The organism is Planomonospora sp. ID82291 (genome assembly GCF_015711645.1).
Taxonomy (GTDB): Bacteria; Actinomycetota; Actinomycetes; order Streptosporangiales; family Streptosporangiaceae; genus Planomonospora.
On record NZ_JABTEX010000001.1, the window covers coordinates 644487 to 667195 of the forward strand.

A 22709-nucleotide genomic window follows, 5' to 3' on the forward strand; every position below is an offset into this window, starting at 1 on the left:
TGCGCCGACATGTAGTTGCCATCGTTTCTGGCCACCGCAGGCCACCGGCCCCGCTCTTGACCCCGCTCCTCCGCGTCCGCGAAGAATGGCGGACGGAGAAAGCTGCGGAGGGGATCACATGTCCGTCGAGGCGCCTCTCAGTCACGGCCAGCTCTTCAGCTGGCGGGAGATAGAGCGGTATCCGCAGGGCTGGCTGGCGGAGGCCAACCTGCCGACCACCTGGGATCTGCGCGGTCTCTCCGGCGCGCGGGTGGACGAGGCGCTGCGGCGGCTGGTGGACCGGCACGAGGTGCTGCGCACCACCTACCGGGACCGGGACGGCCGGCCGGTGCAGCACGTCCACGAGGGCGTCGAGCCGCCGATCGAGCGGATCGACCGGATCGTCACCGACCCCGCCGAGCACGAGCGGACGAAGGCCGAGCTGGTGACGGTGCCGTTCGCGATGAGCGACGCGCTGAACTGGCGCGGCCGGCTGATCAGCTCGCGGGGGGCGCCGGTGTACCTGTGCCTGTCGTTCTCCCACCTGATCGTGGACCTGTGGTCGATCCACCACCTGCAGGACCAGTTCAAGGCGCTGGCGGCCGACCCGCGGGCGACCGCGCCGGTCGGGTCCCCGCCGCGCGAGCTGGCGCGGCGGCAGCGGGAGGAGGCCTGGCGGCCCCGGCAGGAGGGCTCCGAGCGGTACTGGCGGGGCGTGCTGGACGACGGCCTGATGGACGCCCTGCCCACGCTGCCCGCCGGGGTCGAGCGCAACCGGCTGGAGCTGACGCTGCGGTCGCGCAGCCTGGGCGGGCTGGCGGCGGAGGCCGGCAGGCGGCACGGCGTGACCGCCCCGGCCGTGGTGATGGCGTTCGTGGCCGCGGGCCTGGCCCGCCACCTGGGCGTGGACCGGGTGACGATGAGCCTGATGTCCTCCAACCGGTTCGCGCCGGAGGACCAGCACAACGTGGGCACGATGAACCAGCTCATCCCGTTCGTCACGGCCGTGGACCCGCGGTCCACGATCGCCGAGCACGTCAGGCGGCTGCACTGGGCGAGCGCGAGGGCCTACCGGCACTCCTGCTACGACCTCGACCGGATCGCCGAGGCTGCGGCCGGGCACGGCGAGCGGCCGGAGCACGGCTGCTGGGTCAACCACCTGTTCCGCGCCTGGTTCAACTACATCCAGGTGGACCGCCGTCCCAGCGACCCGCACGACCCGGCCCCGGCCGAGCTGGCCTGGACACCGCTCGCCCAGCGGTACGGACAGGCGTTCCGGGTGCGGGTGGAGGTGCGCGGCGGACGGACCAGCGTGCTGATGCTGGCCGACCCCGACGTGCTGCCGGCCGGGGCGATGACCGACATCATGCGGACGGTCGCCGCCGGCGTGCGGCTGGCCGCGACCGATCCGGGACGCGCGCTGAAGGACCTGTGGGACGCGCGCGGCGGCCTGCCGCCGTCGCTGTTCCCGCACGAGCCGCCAGAGCCGCCCCGCTGAGTTCCGGAGAGGCCCGTGGAACGCACCCTTCACCAGTGGTTCGCCGACTCCGCCGCCCGCCACGGCGAGCGGGTCGCGTTGGAGGTGGGCGGCGGCCGCCACACCTACGCCGAGCTGGAGGCGCTGTCCCGGCGGCTGGCCGCCGAGATCGCCGCGGCCTGCGGCGGGCCTCCCGCCCGAGTCGGCCTGTACGCGGCCCGCAGCCTCCTGGCCTACGCCGGCTACCTGGCGATCCAGCGGCTCGGCGCCGCCGCGGTGCCGCTCAACCCGTCCGCGCCCGCCGCGCGCAACCGCGCCGTGGCGGCGGCGGCCGGGCTCGACCTCGTGCTCGCCGACGCCGCCCTCCGGCCGCCCGTGCCGCCCGCCGCCACGCTGGCGGTGCGCCTGGACCGGCTGGACGCCCCGCCGCGCACCGTGCCCGACGCCCTCCCGGCCGGCCCGGACGACCTGGCGTACGTGCTGTTCACGTCGGGGTCGACCGGCGCGCCGAAAGGCGTGCCGGTGCGCCACCGCAGCGTGGACGCGTACCTGTCGCACGTGGTCCCCCGCTACGGCCTGGGGCCGGGCTGCCGGCTGTCGCAGATGTTCGACCTGACCTTCGACCTGTCGGTGTTCGACATGTTCGCCGCCTGGGGCAGCGGGGCGACGCTGGTCGTGCCGGCCCCGTACGACCTGCTCAAACCCGTCGCCTTCGCGGCCCGCGAGGAGCTGACGCACTGGTTCAGCGTGCCGTCGGTGGTCTCGCTGGCCATGCGGCTGCGGCGGCTGGCGCCGGGCGCGATGCCGTCACTGCGGTGGAGCCTGTTCTGCGGCGAGCCGCTGACGCTGCGCCAGGCCGGGGCGTGGCGGTCGGCCGCCCCGGGGAGCGTCCTGGAGAACCTGTACGGTCCGACGGAGCTGACCGTCAGCTGCACCCAGTACCGCCTCCCGGCCGACCCGGAGCGCTGGCCGGAGACCGCCAACGGGACGGTGCCGATCGGGACGCCGTACCCGCGGGCCGAGCACCTGGTGGTGGACGGCGCGGGCCGGCCGGCCGCCGAGGGCGAGCTGCTGCTGCGCGGCGTGCAGCGCTTCCCCGGGTACGCCGACCCCGGCGTGAACCCGGGCCGGTTCGCCCGTTTCGACGGCGGGGCGGCGCACGACGCGGCGACGGCGGGCGAGACGGTCGCGCCGGACCTGTGGTACCGGACCGGCGACCGGGTGGCCTGGCACGACGGCGTGCTGGTGCACCTGGGGCGGCTGGACCAGCAGGTCAAGATCTCCGGCCACCGGGTGGAGCCGGGCGAGGTCGAGGCCGCGCTGCGGGGCCGGCCGGGCGTGGTGGAGGCGGTCGTGCTGGCGGTGCACGGGCCGGACGGCGAACCGTGCCTGGCGGCGGCCTGCACGGGGACGGGGCTGGACCCGGTGGCGCTGGTCAGGGGGGTGGCGGAGGTGCTGCCCGGCTACATGGTGCCGCGCTCGGTCACGGTCCTGGACGAGCTGCCGCTGAACGCCAACGGCAAGATCGACCGCCGCGCCACCGCCGCCGTCCTGGACGCCTGAGACGACCGTCCCGAGCGCCTGAGACGCCTCCCGAACGCCGGGGACGTCCGTCCCGGCGGGGCGGTGGCGTGGCAGGGCAGGGCGGAGCGGTGGCGTGGCAGGGCGGGGCGGGGCCGCGGGCGGGACGGACCTCAGCGGAGGAGCGGGGGGCCCAGGCGGGACGAGAGGGTGTCCCACAGGGAGCCGACCGTGCTGAACGTCGCCTCGTTCAGCAGTTCGTCGGGCAGCTCCACCCCGTAGGCGTTCTCCACGTCCACGAGCAGCCGCACCACGCCCATCGAGTCGAGGCCGAGCGCGCCCAGTTCGTCCTGCGGGGCCAGCCGCCCCGCGTCCGCGTACGGCAGGTGCACCCTCAGCAGGCGCTGAAACCCCTCGGGTATCTCCAGCACGGCGATGTGCCCCCTCTCGCGGAATCATCCCCTGGAAAAGAGGCTTCCGGGAAACGGGGACACCGGTCAAGCGACCCCTGCTGGCAGGTTGTTCACCGCCGAAGCGGCCATTGTGCGGCCATTGCCGGGCACCCGGGAAAAGCCAATCCTCAAGGAGTCCGGTTTCATGGAATCCGCCGAGGTGAACGTCTCATGAAATCCGCGGGCCTGTACTGGGGGCAGCGCTACATGTGGTTGCGCCTCCACCAGCTTCCTCCGGAGCATCAGCACGAAACGCATGTGGTGCTGCGTTTCGCGGTGCCCGCGGGGATCACCGTCGTCCAGGCGAAGGCCATCCTCACCCATCTGACCCGGCGTCACGAGATCCTGCGGACCACGTACCGGCTCGGTCCCGAGCCCGCGCAGCACGTGGACCCGCCGCGCCCGCTGCCGGTCCGGGTCGTCACCACGGAGCGCGACGGCACCCCCGGGCCCGCCGAGACGGTCGAGGAGCTGACCCGCAGGCCGTTCGACCTGGCCGGGGAGTGGCCGATCCGGGCCTGCCTGATCACCACCGGGGGCGTGCCGAAGGCGTGCGTGCTGGTCTTCAACCACCTGGCCGTGGACGTCTGGACGCTGGGGGAGATCAAGCGGGAGCTGCGCACCCAGGCCGCCGGGATGGCCGCGCGCCGCCCGGCCGCGCTGTCCCCCGTCCGGCACCGGCCGGCCGAGCTGACCCGCCACGAGGCGTCGGCGGACGCGGCGATCACGGCCGCGCGGGCGATGGCGTACTGGCAGGAGGAGGTGGCCCGCCTCCCCCGCGACCCCTTCGCCCGCCGCCGGGCGGAACGCGGCGCCCCCTCGGCCCGGCACGCGACGCTGGTCTCGCCCGCGCTGCCGGAGGCCGCGCGGGAGGCGGCGGGCCGGTACGGGGTGTGGCCGTCGCTGGTGCACGTCACCGCGTACGCGGCCATGGCCGCGGTGTACACCGGCGGCGACGCGGTGGGGTTCCTGTCGTTCGTCAGCAACCGCGAGGCGCATCCCTTCCCCGACGTGATGGCCTGCATGTTCTCTCCGACGCTCGTCCGGGTGGACTGCGCGGGCGACCCGTCCTTCGGTGAGCTGCTCGGCCGCGTGGCGGGGGGTTTCGAGCGGGCGCGCGAGCACGCCTACCTCCCCTACGACGAGGTCGTCGAGATGGTCTCGCGGGAGGGCTCGCGGCGCGGCGGCCCGGTGCGGCTGGGGTCGGAGGTCAACTTCATCAAGCAGCGCACCGAGGAGTACGGCGGCCGGCGCACCGCCTTCACCTGGAACCCGGTCCCGGAGTCGTGGGCGCGCTGCGGGCTGGACACCTACCTGCGGATCGACGAGTGGCGCGACGCGGTCGCGCTCTCCCTGCACGCCATGGCGTCGGTCATGGACGCCGACGCCGTCGAGCGGTTCCTGCGCGGCATGGAGCACCTGGTGCTGGCGGCCGGCGACGACCCGCGGCTCACCGACCTGGCGGCCTTCGCGTCCTTCGCGCCCGCCGTACCCGACGTACCCGGCGGGCTCACCGCACCCGACGCCCCCGCGCCCGACGTACCCGGCGGGCTCACCGCACCCGACGCCCCCGACGGGTCCGGCGCTTCCACCGGGCTCCCCGGGGAGGCGCACCGGGCCGGGGCGGACCGCGCGGCCGTGCAGGCGCTGCTGGCGGCCGTGCGGGACGCGCACGGGCTCGCCCACGTCGACCCGTCCGACAGCTACACGCTGGCCGGAGGCCGGGCCCTGCGCATCCCGCGGGTGCTGGCGGAGCTGAGCGGGCGCGGCTGGCGGGGGCTCACCCTCCAGCAGCTCGCCGGTCCCGCGCCGCTGGGCGCGCTGGCCGCCCGCCTGACCCCCGTTCCACGGACCCCCACCCCCCGGACCCCCAGCGACAGGGAGTGCACGCCATGACTCGGACCCTCAACGGCCAGGTGGTCAGGAGCCGCCGCCTGGTCGCCTCGGAGCAGGAGCTGCGCGAGGCCGTCGACCGCGAGCTGCCCGCCGCCGGCCTCGGCGACCTGGTCGTCATGGGCGGCCACTTCATGCTCTTCGAGGACCCGCGGACGGGCCGGCTGACGCCCGGCGTCGTCGAGGAGCAGAGCGACGAGACCATGCGCCGCCGCATCGCCGGCCGCGTGGGCGTCTTCCCCGGCTACACCTGGCGGATGTCGGTCGAGCTGCTCCAGGGCTACGCCGCGGCGGGCGTCGACGCGCGGCTCCTGCTGCTGATCAACGACTGGCAGTACGTGCCCGCCGCCGGCCGCCCGGCGGGCGAGCTGCGCGCGGAGTTCTTCGCCGGGATGTCCGCGCTGCCGTCCTCGTACGACAAGGCGCTGCGCGACGCCGGGCTCACCGAGGACGTCGTGCTGCCCAGCCGCAAGCACCCCCTGGCCTTCCCCGAGACCTGGCTCAAGTACCGCTTCCAGAAGGCCGCCGACCGCCTCGTCAAGGCGGGCCGCCTGGAGAAGCGCTACCTCGACGCCGACCGGCGCGACACCGAGGTGGCCTTCCTGGACGCCGACGGCAACCACCGGACGCTGATCAGCTGCGGCGTCACCGGCTGCGCGGGCGAGATCACCGAGATGGTCGCGGAGGTGTACCGGGCCGGGTACCGCAACCTGCTGATCTTCGCGCCGGGCGAGTGCCTGCGCCCGGTGGAGACCGGCGTGGACATCGCGCTCGGCCTCTACGACCTGCCCGGCATGCGCGTGGTCGTGGCGGACCCGGGCGGCAGCGGCGAGATGACCCGCGACGAGATCTACGACAAGCTCGTCACCGTCAGCGCCTTCCGGGCGGACCCGCGGTGAAGACCATCTACCTGGACGGCTGCGCCACCACCCGCGTCGACGACGAGGTGCTGGAGGCCATGCTGCCGTACCTGCGGGAGGAGTACGGCAACCCCTCGTCCCCGCACGTCCTGGGCAAGCGGGCGCGGCGCGCGGTGGACGCCGCCGCCGAGTCCGTGGCCCGGCTGATCGGCGCCGACCCCGGCGAGATCGTGTTCACCTCGGGCGCGACCGAGAGCAACAACATCGCCCTGCTCGGCGTGTTCGCCCACGGCGACGCCGCCCCGGTCGGCGGCGTGTTCTGCCCCACCGACCACAAGTCGTCGCTGGCCGTCGGCCAGGCGCTGGCCGCCCGCGGCGTCCGGACCAGGACCATGCGGGTGCGCCCGGACGGCCGGGTCGACCTCGGCCATCTGGCCGGGCTGCTGGACCTCGACACCCGCGTGGCCACGGCCGCCTGGGTCAACAGCGAGATCGGCGCCGTGCAGCCGGTGCGGGCCATGGCCGCGCTCTGCCACGAGGCGGGCGCGCTGCTGCACGTGGACGGCGCGCAGGCGGTCGGCCGCGTCCCCGTGGACGTCCGCGACGCGGGGCCGGACACCCTCTCCCTGTCCGCCCACAAGATCCGCGGCCCGAAGGGCGTCGGCGCGCTGTACGTGCGGCCGGAGATCCGCCACCGGCTGCGCCCGATCATGTACGGCGGCGGCCAGCACGCGCTCCGCAGCGGCACCGTCCCCACCCACCTGGTCGTCGGCCTCGGCAGGGCGTGCGAGCTGGCCGCCGGGCGCCGGGACGCCGAGTGGCGGCGGGCGCTCGGACTGCGCGCCGCGGCCCTGGACGTGCTGACGGCCGGGTTCCCCGGCGTGCGCGTCAACGGCGACCCGGACGTGAGCGTGCCGCACGTGCTGAACGTGGTGCTGCCCGGCGTCCGCGGCGAGAGCCTCGTCTCCGGCCTGCGGTCGGTGGCGCTGTCCACCGGCTCGGCGTGCAACTCCGGCTCCCAGGAGCCCTCGTACGTCCTGACCGCCATCGGCCTGACCGCCGAGGACGCCAACAGCTCGGTCCGGCTGTGCCTGGACCCGCGGATGCCGTTCGCGGACCTGGTGTCCGGCGTCGCGGCGGTCATGGAGCGGGCCCGCGCACTGGCCGGCGTGGCCCTGCCGGCCGGCGTCGGACCGGCCGGCGTCGGACCGGCCGGCGTCGGACCGGTCGGCGTCGAGGAGGTCACCCCGCGGTGAGGTACTTCCGGGCGGCCTGCACGCCGGCCTGGAAGCGGCTGGTGGCGTCGAGGTCGCGCATCATGGTGGCGATGTGCCGACGGCAGCTCCGCACCGACATGCCGAGCTTCCTGGCCACCACCTCGTCGGTGTAGCCCTTGGCCATCAGCACGGCGATCGACTGCTGGAGGTCGTCGGCCACGCCCGAGTAGCCGAAGTCGATGCCCTCCAGCGGCGTGGCCATCTCCCACAGGTGGTTGAACAGGTCGAGGAAGAACTGGACGATGCCCTGGTTGCGCACGCGGGCGACGTTGGCCTCGACGTCGTCCGCGCCGAACAGCACGACCAGCGAGTGGTCGAAGACGATGGCCGACCGCGGCACGTGGCTGACGGTGTAGACGGAGGCGCCCGCGTCGGTGAGCCGCTTCATCCGCGTCCGGATGCCGACGTCGGCCCGGTTGCGGTGCTGGCAGATGATGCGGACGGTCACCCCCCTGGCCACCAGGGCCAGGTAGGTCTCCGACAGGTCCTCGACCACGCCGCCTCCCTGGAGCACCAGGACCTCGTCGCGGCAGGCGTCGCCGGCCGTCTTGAGGAAGCCGCGCACCTCCATGGTCCCCGCCAGGTAGTCCACGGTGCCGTGGGAGGCGCCCGGCGGCGGCTCCACCAGGCCGATGCGCTCCTTGATCTGGTCGATCAGCTCCCGCCGCCGGTAGATCTCCCGCTCCACCGTGGACACCAGCGAGGCGGCGGCCAGCTCCAGGTCGACCGGCGCGTACCGCTCGCCGGTGCCGCCGTCCGGCCGCAGCAGGCGGCTGTCCACCAGGTGCCGCACCGCCTCCCGCATCTCCCCCACGCCGAGGCCGAGGTCGGCCGCCGCCGTGTCGATGGCCTCGATCACGCCGTTGCGCTCGGCGTAGCGGTACACGTCCATCACGTGGTCCCGGGTGAACGACATCAACGTCATGATCTTTCCTCCTGCTGTGTGTTCCCGAACCGATCGGCCACCGCGATCACGTACTGGCCGTAGGCGGAGGCGCCGAGGGCGGCGCCGAGCCGACGGCAGTCGTCGGCGCCGATGTAGCCCATGCGCAGGGCGATCTCCTCCAGGCAGGCGATCCGCACGCCCTGCCGCCGTTCGAGGAGCCGAACGTACTGCGAGGCCTGGAGCAGGGACTCCGGCGTGCCCGCGTCCAGCCAGGCGAAGCCGCGGCCCAGGCCGACCAGCTTCGCCTTGCCGCGTTCCAGGTAGGCGCGGTTGACGTCGGTGATCTCCAGTTCGCCCCGGGCGGACGGGACGAGGTTCTTGGCGATGTCCACGGCGTCGCCGTCGTAGAGGTAGAGGCCGACGACCGCCTGGTCGGAGCGGGGACGGGCGGGTTTCTCCTCGATGGACAGCAGGCGGCCGTCGTGTCCGGCCTCGGCGATGCCGTACCGGTGGGGGTCGCGGACGGGGTGGCCGAACAGCACGCAGCCGTCCACCTGGCGGCACTCCCGGCGGAGGAGCCCCTGGAGGTCGTGGCCGTGGAAGACGTTGTCGCCGAGGACGAGCGCGACCGGGCCGCCGCCGACGTGCCCGGCGCCGATGATCAGTGCCTCCGCGATGCCGTTCGGCTCGGGCTGCTCGGCGTAGGTGATGCGCAGGCCGAGGTGGGAGCCGTCGCCGAGCAGCCTTGCGAGCTGCGGCAGGTCCGCGGGCGCGGTGATGACCAGGATGTCCCGGACGCCGGCCAGCATGAGCACCGACAGCGGGAAGTACACCAGCGGCTTGTCGTTGACCGGGAGCAGTTGCTTGGAGACGGCGAGCGTGACGGGCAGCAACCGGGTGCCCCTCCCTCCGGCGAGCAGGATGCCCTTCATCGCGTGCGCTCCTCGTCTCGTCTCAGCCGACGGTCAGCGCGCGGCGGCGGAACAGGGCCAGGGCGGCGCCCAGCAGCAGGGCGGCCATCCCGGCGAGCACGGCGAGCTGGGGCAGCACCGCCGTCAGGCCCGTGCCCGGCCGGGCGAGCGTGAGCAGCGCGTCCATCCCCCAGGCGTGCGGGAACAGGCGGCCGACGGCGTTGATCACCTCGCCGGACGCCTCGCGCGGCCACAGGCAGCCGCCGAGCATGCCCAGCACCACGCCGAGCGGCGGCCCGATGGCGGGGGCCTGGTCGGGCGCGTTCAGCAGGGTGCCGACCAGGAGCGCCGCACCGGTCGCGACCAGCGCGAACACCCCCACGACCGCCGCCACGCCGAGCGGGTCGCCCCACGTCACGCCGAACGCCGACGCGCTCACCACGACGATCAGCCCGGCCTGGGCGAGCGCCACGAGGAAACGGCTCAGCGCCTCGCCGAGCAGCACCGACGTCCTCCGGACGGGGGCGGTCAGCGCCCGCTGGAGCATGCCGAGCCGACGGCTCTCCACCAGGGCGGCGGCCACGGCCATGGAGTTGATGAAGGTGAACAGCAGCAGGTTGGCCGGGGCGGTGTAGGCGAAGCCGCGCGGGTCGGCGGCGTCCGCGGACCCGCCGGTGACCGCCACGCGGCCGGACTCCTCCTGGGCCTGCCGGACGTACGCGGCGGCCTGGGCGGGCGTGGCGCCCGCGGCGACGGCGGCCCGGGTGGCCTCCTGCACGGCGGCCACCCGGCCGACGGCCACGTCGACGGCGCTGCGGGCGGCCAGGCCGCTGCCGTTGGCCTGGGTGGCGACGAGCCGGAGGTGGGCGGGGTCGTCCGGGATGATCAGCCCGGCGGCCAGCGCGCCGGACCGCACGCCGGAGCGCAGGTCGTCGGCCGAGCCCACGCGGGTGACCTCCAGGTCGGGGCGGCGGCCCAGCTCGTCCAGGAGGGCGGCGACGACGGGACCGGAGCCGTGCGCGACCACGCCGACGGGCAGGCGCCCGCCGCCGTCGCCGATGGCCATGCCGACGAACACGATGGACACGAACGGCATGATCACCATGAAGAACAGGCCGACCCGGTCGCGGGCGTGCCGTCGCAGGTTGGCGGCCACCAGGGCCAGGACGGGGCGGGGGCTCACAGCAGCGTTCCCTTCTTCATCCCGAGTACGGCCAGGCCGCCGGCGACCAGCGCGATCGCGCCGAGCACGGCGACGGGTCCGGCGACGGCGCCGACCGAGCCGGCCGGACCCGCGCCGGAGCCGGCCAGCCCGGTCAGCGCCGTGGAGGTCCAGCCGTTGGGGGTGAGCAGCGCCGCCGCCTGGAGCACGCCGGGCAGACTGTGCATCGGCACGAGGCTGCCGCCCAGGAAGGCCATGACGAACGACACCACCATGATCACGCCGTCCGCCTGGGCGTCGGTCCGCACCCGGCTCGTCACCAGCATCGTGATCGCCGCGGCGGCCAGCACGTGCGCCAGCAGCACCGCGAACACCGCCGGCGGATCCCCCCAGGTCGCCCCGGACACCAGCACGGACGCCGCCCAGGTGACGCACACGCTGACCAGCGCCAGCGCGAACCCCACCGCGGCCTTGCCCGCGAACGGCACCCACGCCGCCAGCGGCCCGGCGCGCATCCGGTCGAGCGTGCCGAGCTTGCGCTCGGTGAGCAGGCCGCGGAAGGAGGCCCCGGCCACGAAGAACGCGAACAGCGCCGCCATGCCGGAGCCGTAGTGGACCGACAGGTCCACCTTGCCGCCGGACAGCGGATCGTCCTCCAGCGCCGGCACCGGTCCCGCCGCGCCGTTGCGCTCCACCAGCTCCTTGACCTCGTCGCCGGGCACCCCGGCCTTCAGCACGGCCCGCACCGCCAGCGTCCTGGCGTCCACCAGCGCCGAGATCCGGTCCACGACCGCCCGCGCCACCACCCCGGCCAGCGGGGACTCCGGCGAGGTCAGGACGGCCACGTCCCCGCCGCGCCCCTCCCCGACGCTGCGGCTGAACCCGGCGGGGAAGACGATCGCCGCGCCGATCCCGCCGTCGTCCAGAGCCCGCCGCGCCTCCTCCCGGCCCGGCAGGTCGCGCAGCGTCACGCTGCCCTTCAGCTCCTCCGAGCCCGCCACCTCGCGGCGCACGCTCGCGGGGAACTCACCGCGGTCCAGGTCCACGAACCCCACCGTGGCCCGCAGCGGCGGGTCGTCGCCGCCGAGCGCCACGCTGAACAGCGTGGCCAGGGTGACCGGGACGATCAGCGCGATCACCAGGGCGGTGCCGTCGCGCAGCCGGGTCCGCAGTTCCAGCGCGCCCACCGCGGCGAGTGCTCTCCACATGGTCAGTCCCTCAGGGTGGAGCCGGTCAGGTGCAGGAACGTGGCCTCCAGGTCGGGCTCGATGACCTGGGTGGCCGTCACGGCGGCGCAGCCGTCCACGGCGGTGATGAGCGCGGGCAGCAGGTACCGCCCGCCCTCGGTGAGCAGCCGGATCGAGGCGGCGCCGGTCATCGCCGCCTCGATCACGCCCTCGACCGCGCGCAGCTTGGCCAGCGCCGTCTCCAGATCGCCGTCCAGGGACAGCTCCACCTTGTCGGCGCCGCCGACCAGCGCGATCAGCTCGCGGCGGGTGCCCTCGGCGATGATCCGTCCGTGGTCGATGATCGCCACCCGGTCGCAGACGCGCTCCACCTCCTCCATGTAGTGGGAGGTGTAGAGCAGCGACATGCCCTCCCCGACCAGGCGTTCGACGCCGTCCAGGATCGCCTTGCGGCTCTGCGGGTCCACGCCCACGGTGGGCTCGTCCAGGATCAGCACGTCGGGCCGGTGCAGGAGCGCGGTGCCGATGTTGATGCGCCGCTTCATGCCGCCCGAGTACGTCTTGAGCCTGCTGTCGGCGCGGCCGGTCAGCCCCACCAGGTCGAGCACCTCGTCGATGCGCCCGGCCAGCGCGCGGCGGGGCAGGCCGAACAGGCGGCCGAAGAAGCGCAGGTTCTCGCGGCCGGTCAGCTCCGGATAGAGGGCGATCTCCTGCGGGACGTACCCGATCCTGGCCTTGGCGCGCATCGGGTCGGCGGCCAGGTCCACGCCGCACACGCGCACGTGGCCGCCGCCGGGGCGGATCAGGCCCACGAGCATGGAGATCGTGGTGGTCTTGCCCGCGCCGTTGGGCCCGAGCAGTCCGTACGCCTCGCCGGGCGCGATGTCGAAACCGACGTCCCGGACGGCGTGGACGTCGCCGTAGCGCTTGCTCAGGCCGCGGCAGGAAAGGGCCGGCGGGGAGGGCGCGGACTCCGGCACGGGCGGGGTGGACGGCACGGGCGGGGTGGACGGCGTGGTCATCGGGTCGGATGCGGTCATCGGGTCCACCCCCGTGCGTCGGCCGGGTCTCCCCTGTCGGCGGTGTTGGCGGCGAACACCTGGCGGTCCGGGTCCACGCCGAGCCGGTGGTCCAGCGGGGTGTTGCCGTGCACGCGGTTCCACAGCACCTGCGTGTCCAGCACGTCGTCGCCGCCCCAGTCCTTGGAGGAGCCCATGACGAAGGCCGCGTCCATGACCGACTCGCCGCTCGGATGGTTGTCGTGGACGTGGTTGTCCACGACGCTGACCCGCCGGACGCCGATCAGCGCGAGGCCGACGCCGGACATCGGCGGACCGGCCGCGCCCAGACCGTCCGGCCCGGCGCCGGCGGCCAGGCCGTTGCCGTACAGGTCGTTGCCCGCCACCAGGCAGTCGGTGACGCCGCCCGGCGGTTCGCCCTCGTAGACCTGGTTGAGCAGGAGCATGCCGACCGCGTTGCCGTGGCAGGAGTTGCGCAGCGCCCTGACGCCCGAGGAGTTGTCGACGAACACCCCGAACGCGTTGGCGTGGCACTCGTTGTCCGCCACCAGGTGGTCGGACCGGGGGCAGAAGCTGAGCGCGGCGCCCGCGTACCGGCTGCCGGAGGCGCGGCAGTCCACGATCCGGCACCCGGTGGATTCGCGCAGGTAGACGCCCCAGACGGTGTTGTCCACCACCTCGACGCGGCGCACGGTCACACCGGCGGCGGAGTGCGCGTACACGCCCGCCCCGGAGAACCCGCGCACCGTCAGCCCCTCGATCCGCACCTCCGCCGGGCCGTCGCCGTAGACGGTGATCCCGCTGACGGCGTCCTCGGCGTCGGCGGCGTCGGCGGCGGTCTCGGCGGCCTCGTGCAGCCGCGGCACCCCGGACGGCGTGACCGCGCCGGGCTCCAGCGTCGTCCTGCCGGGGCCCGCTCCGCTGAGGGTCACGCCGGAGTGCCGGATCCACACGTTCTCGGCGAAGACGCCCTCCGCCAGGGCGACGTGCGCTCCGGGACCCGCCTCGTCCAGCGCCCGCTGGATCGACTCTCCCGGCCGGACGGTCCTCAAGACGGCACCTCTTCCTCTTCGACGTGGACGATCGCCAACGCCACGAACACCCCCCGGCTCTCCCCCCACCGGGCGGCCCCCCGAGGCGTGCCGGCCCCGAGGCGGGCGAGAGCGGCCCGGGCGCTGGCGCCGCGGACGGCGTAGGCGGCGCCGCCGGTCAGGGCCACGCCCGTGGAGTCCGCCAGTTCGTCCGCCGCCTCCTCCAGCAGGGCCGCGGCCCAGGCGGGCACCGGGTCGGCCAGGGCCTCGAAGTCATGCCAGGTGAAGCCCTCCGGGCGGACGCCGACGGCCTTGATCAGGCTCTCCTTGACGGAGAACGCCGCCACGCCGGGCCCCAGCTCCCGCTCGGCCGGCGTGGTGATGTGCCGGGTGAACACCTCGCCGCCGCGGGCCGCCGCCCGCGCCAGCCGATCGCACTCCACGATGTCCACCCCCACCAGCACGGCCGGATCCCCCGGACGCGCGGCGGAGACGGAGGCGGAGGCGGAGACGTCCGCGGAGGCGGGGGCGGGGGCGGAGGCGGAGGCGGGGGCGGGGGCGGAGGCGGAGGCGGGGGTGGGGGTGGGGGCGGGGGCCGTCATGCGAGGGCTCCGGCGCAGCGGGTGACGAAGCGTTCCAGGGCCGCGGTGTACCCCTCGGCGCACTCGACCATGGGGATGTGGCCGCTGTCCTCGATGACCAGGACCTCCGCGTCCGGACGGCCGGCCAGCACCTCCAGCCAGGGCGCGACCGGGGTCATCCGGTCGTGGCGGCCCCAGGCGTACAGGGAGGGGCAGCGGACGCGCTCCAGCGCGGGCCCGACCTGGTACCTGCGGGTGGCCTTGATGCTGCGCGCCATGCTCACCATCGACTCCGGCCGTTCCAGCAGAGCGCCCGCCTCGGCCATGCGCTCGGGGGCGAAACGGCTGTGCCCGCTGTGGAACAGCGCGGCCACCATGCGCTCGCCGAATTCGTCCCCGAAGGGCCGCACGCTGCCGCGCCGGTCGAAGCTCAGCCCCACGTCGGGGTCGGGGGTGAGCCCGGGGGCGCCGCTCACGACGATCCCCCGCACCCGGTCGGGGCGGCGTCCCGCCAGGTCGATGGCCACCAGCCCGCCCAGCGAGTTGGCGCACACCACGGCGTCCTCGACCCCGGCGTCGTCGCAGGCCCGCACCAGCGCGTCCCCGAGCCGCTCGATCGACCCGGCGATCCGGCGGTCGAGCGCGCAGATCGCCTCGTTCGTCCGCAGCACCGGCCACCCGCCCGCCGACAGCCGCCGGAACGGGTGGTCCCAGATCCAGCCGCCGGCGAACAGGGCGGACATGAACACCACGGCCGTCCTGCCGTCGCCGGGCCGGTGCTCGGCGGTGAATTCCAACATCGAGGTCTCCAGATCGCTCGGCGGGTCTCACAGGGTCGGGGCGTCACCGGGTGTCCAGCCGCACGGGCAGGCCGCGTCCGCGCCGGTCACGACGGCCGCCGCGCAGTCCGGGCAGCGGGCGTAGTCGCGGGCGCGGACCGGCCGCCACACGCTGGTGTGGACGCGGGTGCACAGGCCGCTCTTGAAGAAGCGGCGTACGGCGCGCTGGTGGGGGCGGGCGTGGACGGCGCGGACGGACTCGGGCCGGTCGAAGGCGCTCAGCGTGTACTTGCGGTCGCCGATGTCGAACGTGGTCACGCCGAGGAAGCCGCGGGCCGCGCGCAGGGACTTGACGATCTCCACGCTGAGCAGGTCCACGTCGGCGGCCTCGGCGTCGTCGCGCACCTCCAGCCAGGTCAGGACGAGCGCGCCGGGGCGCTCGGTGCGGCCGGTGGCGGCGCGGGCGCTCACGCCGAACTCGCGCGTCCCGTCGGACTCGGGTACGAACCGCGCGCCGTATCCGAGCGCCCCGGCCAGCGCCAGCCGGTCGAAGTCGCGCCGCACGTGCGCGCCGTCCGCGTGCACGGTCACCAGGTCGGTGCCGCGGACGGTGACGGCGCCGCCCGTGGCGGGGATGCCCAGGTAGGCGTCCCGGTGGTCGGCCGTGAGCGTCCAGGAGGCGACGGCCGCGCCGGCGTCCCCGATCACGCGGTCGACCTCGAAGCGCGGGTTGCGGAAGCGTCCCCGCACGGCGGCGGCGTACGCGGCCAGCGCCGCGCCGGCCACCGGCCCGCCGGAGTCGGGGTCGGAGAAGGAGGCGGCCGTGGCGGCGACGGCCTCGGGCGCGCCGTCGCACCAGGCCCGCAGGTGCTCCTCCGCGATCGTCCTGGCGTCGGTCACCGGTCCTCCTCGTTGTGGAGAGAGCGGGCGGCGGAGCCGGTCGCGTCCGCGGGGAGGCGGGCGGCGGAACGGCCCGCCTCCCCGGGGAGGCGGGCGGCGCGCAGGGCGACGGCGAGGGCGTACCGGGCGGTGTGGCTGAGCGAGACGCGGATGCGGCCCCCGGGACCGTCGAGCCCGGCCAGCCGGCCGGTGAGGCGGACCGCCGGAGGGTGCCCGTCGAGGCAGGCGGCGTCGCCCCGGCAGGCCGGGGTGGGCTCGGGCAGCACCTCCACCTGGCCCAGGCGCCCGGCCGTGGGCGGCACGCCGAGCAGGCGCAGCACCGCGCGCTTGGCGGCCAGCCGCCCCGCCCAGTGCTGGAGGGTGCGGCCGTCGGCGGACCTGACCCGCTCGGCGGGCGTGAAGACCTCCTCCAGCGGCATCGCGCCGACCAGGTCCTGCGGCCGGGCGAGCCCCGCGTACCCGACGACGGCGCTCCCCCAGCGGTCCGGCCCGCCGCCGCCCCCGCCACCTGCCCGGCCACCGGGCGCACCACCGCTCACCCCACCTGCCCGGCCACCGGGCGCACCACCGCTCACCCCGCCTGCCCGGACGCCGGGCGCACCACCGCTCACACCGCCGCCCGCGCTCACGCCGCCACCGTCTTGGCGAGGCGGCGGAGGGCGCCCGGGTCGGCCATGCTGAGGCAGCGGGCCTCGGCGCGGCGGGACAGGCCGGCGAGCACCTTGCTGTCGCCGACCTCCACGCCGGGCGCGACGGCGTCGATCGCGGCGACCGTGCGCGTCCACCGCACCCGGCCGGTGAGCTGGGCGACCAGGGCCTCCCGCAGCACGCCGAGGTCGGTGGTCGGCTCGCCGGTGACGTTCGGCACGACGGGCACGCGCGGCTCCCGCATCGGCACCCCCCGTACGGCCTCGGCCCACCCCGGCACGGCGTCCGCCATCAGCGGCGAGTGGAAGGCGTTCCCCACCCGCAGCGTCACGATCTTGGTGGCGGCGGTGGCGAGCGCGGTCAGCCGGTCGAGGGCGGGCAGCGCCCCCGAGACCACCACGTGCCCCGGCGCGTTCTCCAGCCCCACCACGACCGGCTCCGCCGGCGCGGAGGCGGACGCGGCCAGGTCCTCCACCTGCTCGACCGGGAGCCCCATCACCGCCCGCATGCCGCCGGACGTCCCCACCCCGGCCATGAGCCGCGCGCGGACCTCGACCAGCCGCACGGTGTCGTCGAAGGTCAGCACCCCGGCCGCATGCAGGGCGCTCAGCTCGCCGACGCTGTGCCCGGCCACGACGGCGGGCTCGTACCCCTCCTCCCCCAGGACGGCCAGCGCGGCCAGGTTGCAGGCCGTCACCGCCACCTGCGCGTGCTCGGTGGCGACCAGCCGCTCCAGGGGCCCGCGGGCGCACAGCGGCGCGATCGGCCGCGCCAGCAGCGCGTCGAACCGGTCCAGCCGCTCCCGTGCGGCGGGACGGCGGCGCAGCCACCCGCCCATGCCGACGCGGACGGTCCCCTGACCGGGAAAGAGATAACCGAGCATGCGATGAACACCTTTCAGAGGCGGCGGCGCGGACGCCGTTCCTGGTGCGCGGGCCGCTCGGTGCCGAGGAAGCCGAGCAGCAGCTTGTTGACCTCTCCGGGGGCGTCGAGCGGCAGCCAGTGGCCGGCGTCCTCGATGCGCTCGTACCGCCAGGGGCCCTTGACGAACTTGCCGGAGGCGGCCATGCCCTCCTCCAGCAGCGCCTTGTCCCCCGCCCCCCAGATGCCGAGCGTCGGCGCGAGCACGGGCGGGAAGGGCCGGGCGGGGCGCAGCTCGGCGGCGGGCGAGCGGTTGGCGCGGTACCAGTTGAGCCCGGCCGTCAGCGCGCCGGGCCTGGCCAGGTCGCGCAGGTAGCGGTCGTAGTCGCCGTCCCGGCCCATGATCTCCTTGAACAGCCGCCACCCGTTGCGCCGCAGCAGCTCCTCGCTCACGCCGGGGAACTGGTAGAAGAGCATGTACCAGGAGGCCGCGCGCTGCTCCAGCGACGGGTTGGCGAACACGCCGGGGTGCCCGACCGACAGCACCGCCAGGTGGTCGACGCGCCGCGGCATGAGGAAGGCGTACATCCAGGCGATGGCCGCTCCCCAGTCGTGGCCCACCAGGTGGGGCCGTCTGACGCCGAGCTCCATGGTCAGGGCGACGACGTCGTTGACGATGGTCTGCATGCCGTACGCCTCGACCTCCTGCGGCTTGCCGGAGTCGCCGAAGCCGCGCAGGTCGGGTGCGATCACCCGGAACCCGCCCTCGACCAGGGCGGGGATCTGGTGCCGCCACAGGTGGGAGGAGTCGGGGAAGCCGTGCAGCAGGACGACGGCGTCGCCCTCGCCCTCGTCCACGTAGGCCAGCTCCACGCCGTTGACGCGGACGGACTTCTTCTCGGTCATGCCGTCTCCCTGAACAGCCGCTCAGCGAAGAACTCGCTGAAACCGAACTCCGGTACGTCCTCGGGGGCGACCATGTTGAGCAGCCCGGTCACCTGTGCGGCGAAGTTCTCCGCCATGAGCCTGCGCACCCGCCGCCGCCGCTCGACGGCCGCCGGGCCGAACTCGACGTGCAGCCTGCTGACGATGGAGGCGCCGAAGTCCAGCCGCTCCAGGCGGAAGTTCCGCTCCTCCAGGTACGGGGCGAACACCCCGGGCGACCAGTCGCCGGAGGCCAGCAGGATGTCGCAGACGGTGCGGGCGTCGCGCATCGCGCAGGACAGGCCGGTGCCGAGCACGGTGTCGGCGTTGCCCGCCTCGTCGCCGATCAGCACCACGCCCTCGGCCACGGGCGGTCCCTCGGGGACGCTGGACACCGACGGCCACACCGACAGCGGCCCGGCCGGCGCGGCTTCGGTGACCGCCTTGCCCCGGTCGGGCAGGCAGTCGAGCTCGAACGCGGCCAGGAACCGCTCCACCCCGCCCGGCCCCCGGTAGCGGTGCTTGTTCGCGGTGGGGAAGTTCAGGTACAGGCGGGCGCGGCCGTACCCCTGGGGGAAGACCATGAACATCACGTCGCCCTCGGTGCCCATGGCCTGCACGTCCGCCGGCCAGGCGTCCAGGCCCTCGACCATCATGCCGCCGCCCCAGTGGTGCATGGAGTTGCGCATGGTGACGCCGATCTGGCGTCCGACGGTGTTGCCGCGCCCGGTCGCGCCGAGCACGAGGCGGGGCCGCAGCTCGTGCGCGCCCTCGGGCGTCCGGTACGTCACCACCGGCCGCGCCCCGGCGGTGACGCCGATCCTGGCGGCGTCCATGACCAGGCGGGCGCCGCAGGCCACGGCCTGCTCGGCCATCAGCTCGCACACGCTGTGGTGCGGGAAGGACAGCGGGCCGCCGATGCCCGGGATGAACCGGGTCATGTCCACCGCCTCGACCTCGTCCTCCGTGACGGCCTCGTCCCAGGTCATCCACTCGCGGATCTCCCAGCCGCCGCCGGCGGAGAAGCAGTCGTACACGCCGAGCCGCTGGGCCTCCCTGATGCCCCACGGCGCCAGCCACTCGCCGCGCACCAGGTCGCGGTAGGCGTCCTGCTTCTCCAGCAGCACCACCGACAACCCGCCCGCGGCCAGTCTGCAGGCCGCTGACGCGCCGGAGATGCCGCCGCCGACGATCACGACGTCGGGCTGTTCCGGTCCTCGGGTCACGTCCCCCACCTCTCCCAGTACGTGCGTTCCTTGGCGCCGTGGCGGTCGGCGGGGCGGAAGTCGGTGCCGACCGTGTAGGCGACCGGGATCATGCACACCTGCGTGACCCCGGAGGGGATGCCGAGCAACCGCCCCACGGCGCGTTCGTGCGGGACGTGCAGGCAGGTCATCGTGCTGCCCAGGCCCCGGCTGCGCAGGGCGAGCTGGAAGGACCAGATCGCCGGGAAGATCGATCCGTAGAAGATGCTGGCCCGCGTCTCGCCGTGCCGGACCTGGTGGCCGGGGTCCTCGGAGACCTTGTCCGCCATGCGCTCGCGCCAGGCGGCGTTGATGGCCGCGGCGTCCGGCGGGCGGCCGAGCACGCACGGGATGACCAGCAGGGGCACCCGGGCGATCGTCTCGGTGAGGGCCTGCGCCGAGTCGTGGTTGCGGCGGGCCTGCCGGTGGTGGCGGCGGCGGCCGGCCCTCGTCCAGATGTCGTTGAGGTGGAACTGCCACGACGAGCGGACCATCTCGGCCAGCCGCTCCTTGGCGGCGGGCTCGGTGACGACCAGCCAGCGCCAGTTCTGGTGGTTGTTGGCGGTGGGCGCCTGGACGGCGACCTCCAGGCACTCCTCGACGACCTGGCGGGGGACGGGCCGCTCCAGGTCGAGGCGGCGGCGTACGGACCGGGTGGTGGTCAGCAGCCGGTCCGTCTCGGCCACGTCGAACGGCGGCGCGCTCATACGGCCTCCAGCAGCACCGCACCGCGTACCGAGCCGTGGGCGGCGGTCAACGCCAGCGCGCGGCGGACGGGGGCGGGCAGGTCCGGTCCGGTCACGTACGAGTCGAGGGTCCCGGCGCGCGGGGCGGTCAGCCCGGTCAGCGCGGGCGCGATCTGCTCGCGCAGCGCCAGGGCGGCCAGGACGAGGTTCAGCGCGCCGGTGGCCGCCTGGCAGTCGCCGGTCAGCCCGGCCGAGGCGGTCAGCAGCGCGCCCGGTGCGCAGCCGAGCACCGCGGCGGCCTCCTCCCCGTCCTCCGGCCTCCCGGTCGCGGCCCCGAGCACCAGCTCCACCGCCCCGGCCCCGGCCACCGACTCCCCGGTCGCGGCTGCGGTCCCCGCCCCGGTCGCGGCCCCGGTCGCGGCCCCGGTCGCGGCTGCGGCCACCGGCTCCTCCGGCAGCCCGCGCAGCACCGCCTCGGTCCCGGTGCCGGTGGTGTGCGCGGTGCCGGCCACCGCCGCGTACGCCCGTCCTCCCCGGCCCGCGCAGTGCTCGGCGGACTCGACCACGAAGGCCACGGCCGCCGACCCGGGCACGGGCGCGACCGCCCCCCGCCCGTACGGGACCGGCGGGTCCGGCGGGTCCGGCGGGTCCGGCGGCGGGGCGGGGGCGGTCGTCTCGTCGGCGGCGACGACCAGGACCACCTCGGCCTTGCCCGCCCGGATCATCTCCAGCGCGCAGTCGAGGGCGATCGAGGCCGACGCGCCGCCGTTGCAGATCGTCGTCGTGGGCCCGCGCAGGCCGAGCGTCTGGCAGACCGCTCCCCCGGTGGCGTTCAGCACGACGTTGGAGAAGCTCAGCACGGCGGGCTTGTTCGGGTTGAGCACGATGCTCTCGTCGAACCCGCCGGTGCTCTCCGCCGACCCCGCCGCGGTGGCGAACACGAGCCCCACCTCCTCCAGCGCCTTCCTGGGGAGCTTCAGCCCGGCGTCCTCCCAGGCCAGGCGGGAGGCGGCGATGGCCATGCGGGACAGGTGGTTCATGTGCCGCCACAGCGAGCGCGGGGCGTACGTGCGCCCGTCCAGCGACGGCGGCCTCCCGGGTTCCCCGCGGCCCGCGACGACGGCGCCGGCGACCTCGGCGATCCCGGCGCCGACCCCGGTCACCGGCCCGAGACCGGTGATCACGGCCGGGCGGCGCGGCAGCGCGTCGTACGGCCGCGGCCCGCGGGGCCGGGTCAGCACGAGCGAGACGTTGTTGCCGCCGAAGGCGTAGTTGTTGGAGACGATCGTGTCGATCGCCATCGGCCGCGCCGCGTTGGGCACGAAGTCCAGGTCGGTCGCGGCCGGTTCGTCCTCGAAGCCGATCGTGGGCGGGGCGACGCCGTGCTGGAGCGCCAGCACGCTCGCCACCGCCTCCACCGCGCCCGCCGCGCCCAGCGTGTGGCCGACGAACGACTTGATGCTGCTGGTGGGCACCCGCCCGGCGCGCTCGCCGAAGACCAGGCGCATGACCTTGGCCTCCATGGTGTCGTTGGCGGGGGTGCCGGTGCCGTGGCCGCTGACGTAGTGGACGTCGGCGGGGGTGAGACCGGCGTCGGCCAGGGCGCGCCGCACCGCGCTGGCCCCGCCCCGGCCGGTGGGGTCGGGGGCGGTGGCGTGGTAGGCGTCGGCGGACAGGCCGTAGCCGGCCACCTCGGCCAGCGGGGTCGCGCCCCTGGCCAGGGCCAGGTCCAGCGGTTCCAGCAGCAGGAACGCCGCGCCCTCGCCCAGGTTGAGCCCGTCGGAGCGGCTGTACGGGCGGCAGGGGCCGGTGCTCAGCGCCTGCAGCCCGGCGAAGCCCGCGTACGTGCCGAACAGCAGCGGGTCGACGCCGCCCGCCAGCACCGCGTCCGCCTCGCCGGTGAGGATCTTGTCCCTGGCCAGGCCGACCGCGTTGCCCCCGGCCGCGCAGGCGGTGGAGACCAGGATGCGCGGCCCGCGCGCCCCCAGCCGCTCGGCCACCACGTCGGCCGTGCGGTGCATGGGCTGGTAGCGGCCCGCCGCGTCGGGCGTCGCCTGGCACTTGCCGAGGATGATCCCGAACCGCTCGGGATCGGGGCCGCCCGCCCGGCCCGGCCCGGTACCGCGGGCGGCCGGACCGGCCTGTTCGACGGCCTGGCGGGCGGCGACGAGCGCGAGCCGGACGGTGCGGTCGCAGCCGCGGTCCTCCTGCGGGAGCCGGTCGTCGATCCACGCGTCCGGCACCCGGCCCGCGTACCGGGCCGTGAACACGGCGAACGCCTCGTCCTCGATGGGGGTGAGCCCGCCCTGGCCGGCGGTGAGCCGCCGCCAGAACTCGGCGGGGTCGCGGCCGGCCGCGCAGACGATGCCCAGGCCGGTGACCACGACGGGCCGCAGCGCCATACTCGTTCTCCTTCACTCGGCGCCGGCCC

At 75.3% G+C, this 22709-nt stretch carries 21 protein-coding genes; 5 read left to right on the forward strand and 16 right to left on the reverse strand.

The window, feature by feature from the left end:
• Positions 1-118 precede the first annotated feature (118 nt).
• Positions 119-1477 carry a condensation domain-containing protein gene (locus tag HS045_RS02760; RefSeq protein WP_196449593.1) on the forward strand — a complete coding sequence of 453 codons (1359 nt, stop codon included), beginning with the start codon at positions 119-121 and terminating at the stop codon, positions 1475-1477.
• A 15-nt stretch (positions 1478-1492) separates the two neighbouring features.
• A complete protein-coding gene (locus tag HS045_RS02765) occupies positions 1493-3019 on the forward strand; it encodes an amino acid adenylation domain-containing protein (RefSeq protein ID WP_196449594.1) in 1527 nt (508 codons plus the stop codon).
• 131 nt (positions 3020-3150) lie between these two features.
• On the opposite strand, the gene HS045_RS02770 is transcribed toward HS045_RS02765, so the two are convergent.
• Entirely contained in the window at positions 3151-3408 is a 258-nt protein-coding gene (locus HS045_RS02770) for a phosphopantetheine-binding protein (RefSeq protein WP_196449595.1), read from the reverse strand.
• Between the two features lie 192 nt (positions 3409-3600).
• On the opposite strand from HS045_RS02770, the gene HS045_RS02775 reads away from it, so the two are divergent.
• The 3 genes from HS045_RS02775 to HS045_RS02785 are packed head-to-tail and all read left to right on the forward strand — an operon-like array spanning position 3601 to position 7438.
• Positions 3601-5325, forward strand: a complete 1725-nt coding sequence (locus HS045_RS02775) for a condensation domain-containing protein (protein WP_196449596.1) — start codon at positions 3601-3603, stop codon at positions 5323-5325.
• Positions 5322-6221 (forward strand): LPD16 domain-containing protein, encoded by a 900-nt coding sequence (locus tag HS045_RS02780; protein ID WP_196449597.1) that lies wholly within the window; start codon positions 5322-5324, stop codon positions 6219-6221. Before HS045_RS02775 ends, HS045_RS02780 begins: the two co-directional genes overlap by 4 nt.
• Positions 6218-7438 (forward strand): cysteine desulfurase family protein, encoded by a 1221-nt coding sequence (locus tag HS045_RS02785; RefSeq protein ID WP_196449598.1) that lies wholly within the window; start codon positions 6218-6220, stop codon positions 7436-7438. Before HS045_RS02780 ends, HS045_RS02785 begins: the two co-directional genes overlap by 4 nt.
• Here HS045_RS02785 and HS045_RS02790 read toward each other — a convergent pair.
• The 15 genes from HS045_RS02790 to HS045_RS02860 all read right to left on the reverse strand — a co-directional run bounded on the left by HS045_RS02790 (position 7425) and on the right by HS045_RS02860 (position 22680).
• Positions 7425-8384, reverse strand: a complete 960-nt coding sequence (locus HS045_RS02790) for a hypothetical protein (protein ID WP_196449599.1) — start codon at positions 8382-8384, stop codon at positions 7425-7427. The genes HS045_RS02785 and HS045_RS02790 overlap by 14 nt on opposite strands.
• A complete protein-coding gene (gene rfbA, locus HS045_RS02795; RefSeq protein WP_196449600.1) occupies positions 8381-9277 on the reverse strand; it encodes a glucose-1-phosphate thymidylyltransferase RfbA in 897 nt (298 codons plus the stop codon). Before rfbA ends, HS045_RS02790 begins: the two co-directional genes overlap by 4 nt.
• 22 nt (positions 9278-9299) lie before the next feature.
• Complete coding sequence (locus HS045_RS02800; RefSeq protein WP_196449601.1) at positions 9300-10439, reverse strand: ABC transporter permease; 1140 nt, start codon at positions 10437-10439, stop codon at positions 9300-9302.
• Entirely contained in the window at positions 10436-11626 is a 1191-nt protein-coding gene (locus tag HS045_RS02805) for an ABC transporter permease (protein WP_230883400.1), read from the reverse strand. Before HS045_RS02805 ends, HS045_RS02800 begins: the two co-directional genes overlap by 4 nt.
• 2 nt (positions 11627-11628) lie before the next feature.
• The gene (locus tag HS045_RS02810; protein WP_230883401.1) at positions 11629-12645 is read right to left on the reverse strand and encodes an ABC transporter ATP-binding protein; all 1017 of its coding nucleotides are present in this window, start codon (positions 12643-12645) and stop codon (positions 11629-11631) included.
• On the reverse strand, positions 12642-13676 hold the full coding sequence (locus HS045_RS02815) for a nitrous oxide reductase family maturation protein NosD (protein ID WP_196449602.1): 1035 nt from the start codon (positions 13674-13676) through the stop codon (positions 12642-12644). The genes HS045_RS02810 and HS045_RS02815 overlap by 4 nt, the downstream gene beginning before the upstream one ends.
• On the reverse strand, positions 13673-14257 hold the full coding sequence (locus HS045_RS02820) for a 4'-phosphopantetheinyl transferase superfamily protein (RefSeq protein WP_196449603.1): 585 nt from the start codon (positions 14255-14257) through the stop codon (positions 13673-13675). Before HS045_RS02820 ends, HS045_RS02815 begins: the two co-directional genes overlap by 4 nt.
• Positions 14254-15036 (reverse strand): alpha/beta fold hydrolase, encoded by a 783-nt coding sequence (locus HS045_RS02825; RefSeq protein ID WP_196449604.1) that lies wholly within the window; start codon positions 15034-15036, stop codon positions 14254-14256. Before HS045_RS02825 ends, HS045_RS02820 begins: the two co-directional genes overlap by 4 nt.
• 27 nt (positions 15037-15063) lie before the next feature.
• Entirely contained in the window at positions 15064-15915 is an 852-nt protein-coding gene (locus tag HS045_RS02830) for an ester cyclase (protein WP_196449605.1), read from the reverse strand.
• Positions 15912-16454 carry a phosphopantetheinyl transferase gene (locus tag HS045_RS02835; protein WP_196449606.1) on the reverse strand — a complete coding sequence of 181 codons (543 nt, stop codon included), beginning with the start codon at positions 16452-16454 and terminating at the stop codon, positions 15912-15914. Before HS045_RS02835 ends, HS045_RS02830 begins: the two co-directional genes overlap by 4 nt.
• A gap of 86 nt (positions 16455-16540) precedes the next feature.
• A complete protein-coding gene (locus HS045_RS02840; RefSeq protein WP_196449607.1) occupies positions 16541-17446 on the reverse strand; it encodes an ACP S-malonyltransferase in 906 nt (301 codons plus the stop codon).
• Positions 17447-17460: 14 nt separating this feature from the next.
• A complete protein-coding gene (locus HS045_RS02845) occupies positions 17461-18330 on the reverse strand; it encodes an alpha/beta fold hydrolase (RefSeq protein WP_196449608.1) in 870 nt (289 codons plus the stop codon).
• Entirely contained in the window at positions 18327-19574 is a 1248-nt protein-coding gene (locus HS045_RS02850; RefSeq protein WP_307827358.1) for an FAD-dependent oxidoreductase, read from the reverse strand. The genes HS045_RS02845 and HS045_RS02850 overlap by 4 nt, the downstream gene beginning before the upstream one ends.
• On the reverse strand, positions 19571-20299 hold the full coding sequence (locus tag HS045_RS02855) for a nitroreductase family protein (protein ID WP_196449610.1): 729 nt from the start codon (positions 20297-20299) through the stop codon (positions 19571-19573). The genes HS045_RS02850 and HS045_RS02855 overlap by 4 nt, the downstream gene beginning before the upstream one ends.
• Positions 20296-22680, reverse strand: coding sequence for a beta-ketoacyl-[acyl-carrier-protein] synthase family protein (locus tag HS045_RS02860; RefSeq protein ID WP_196449611.1), 2385 nt, complete (start codon positions 22678-22680; stop codon positions 20296-20298). Before HS045_RS02860 ends, HS045_RS02855 begins: the two co-directional genes overlap by 4 nt.
• Positions 22681-22709 lie beyond the last annotated feature (29 nt).

Excerpts from the sequence above, each read along its gene's own strand:
- HS045_RS02760 (WP_196449593.1), top strand. The coding sequence starts at position 119 with ATGTCCGTCGAGGCGCCTCTCAGTCACGGCCAGCTCTTCAGCTGGCGG.
- HS045_RS02775 (WP_196449596.1), top strand. The coding sequence starts at position 3,601 with ATGAAATCCGCGGGCCTGTACTGGGGGCAGCGCTACATGTGGTTGCGC.
- HS045_RS02780 (WP_196449597.1), top strand. The coding sequence starts at position 5,322 with ATGACTCGGACCCTCAACGGCCAGGTGGTCAGGAGCCGCCGCCTGGTC.
- HS045_RS02790 (WP_196449599.1), bottom strand. The coding sequence starts at position 8,384 with ATGACGTTGATGTCGTTCACCCGGGACCACGTGATGGACGTGTACCGC.
- rfbA (WP_196449600.1), bottom strand. The coding sequence starts at position 9,277 with ATGAAGGGCATCCTGCTCGCCGGAGGGAGGGGCACCCGGTTGCTGCCC.
- HS045_RS02805 (WP_230883400.1), bottom strand. The coding sequence starts at position 11,626 with ATGTGGAGAGCACTCGCCGCGGTGGGCGCGCTGGAACTGCGGACCCGG.
- HS045_RS02810 (WP_230883401.1), bottom strand. The coding sequence starts at position 12,645 with ATGACCGCATCCGACCCGATGACCACGCCGTCCACCCCGCCCGTGCCG.
- HS045_RS02820 (WP_196449603.1), bottom strand. The coding sequence starts at position 14,257 with ATGACGGCCCCCGCCCCCACCCCCACCCCCGCCTCCGCCTCCGCCCCC.
- HS045_RS02825 (WP_196449604.1), bottom strand. The coding sequence starts at position 15,036 with ATGTTGGAATTCACCGCCGAGCACCGGCCCGGCGACGGCAGGACGGCC.
- HS045_RS02840 (WP_196449607.1), bottom strand. The coding sequence starts at position 17,446 with ATGCTCGGTTATCTCTTTCCCGGTCAGGGGACCGTCCGCGTCGGCATG.
- HS045_RS02845 (WP_196449608.1), bottom strand. The coding sequence starts at position 18,330 with ATGACCGAGAAGAAGTCCGTCCGCGTCAACGGCGTGGAGCTGGCCTAC.
- HS045_RS02855 (WP_196449610.1), bottom strand. The coding sequence starts at position 20,299 with ATGAGCGCGCCGCCGTTCGACGTGGCCGAGACGGACCGGCTGCTGACC.
- HS045_RS02860 (WP_196449611.1), bottom strand. The coding sequence starts at position 22,680 with ATGGCGCTGCGGCCCGTCGTGGTCACCGGCCTGGGCATCGTCTGCGCG.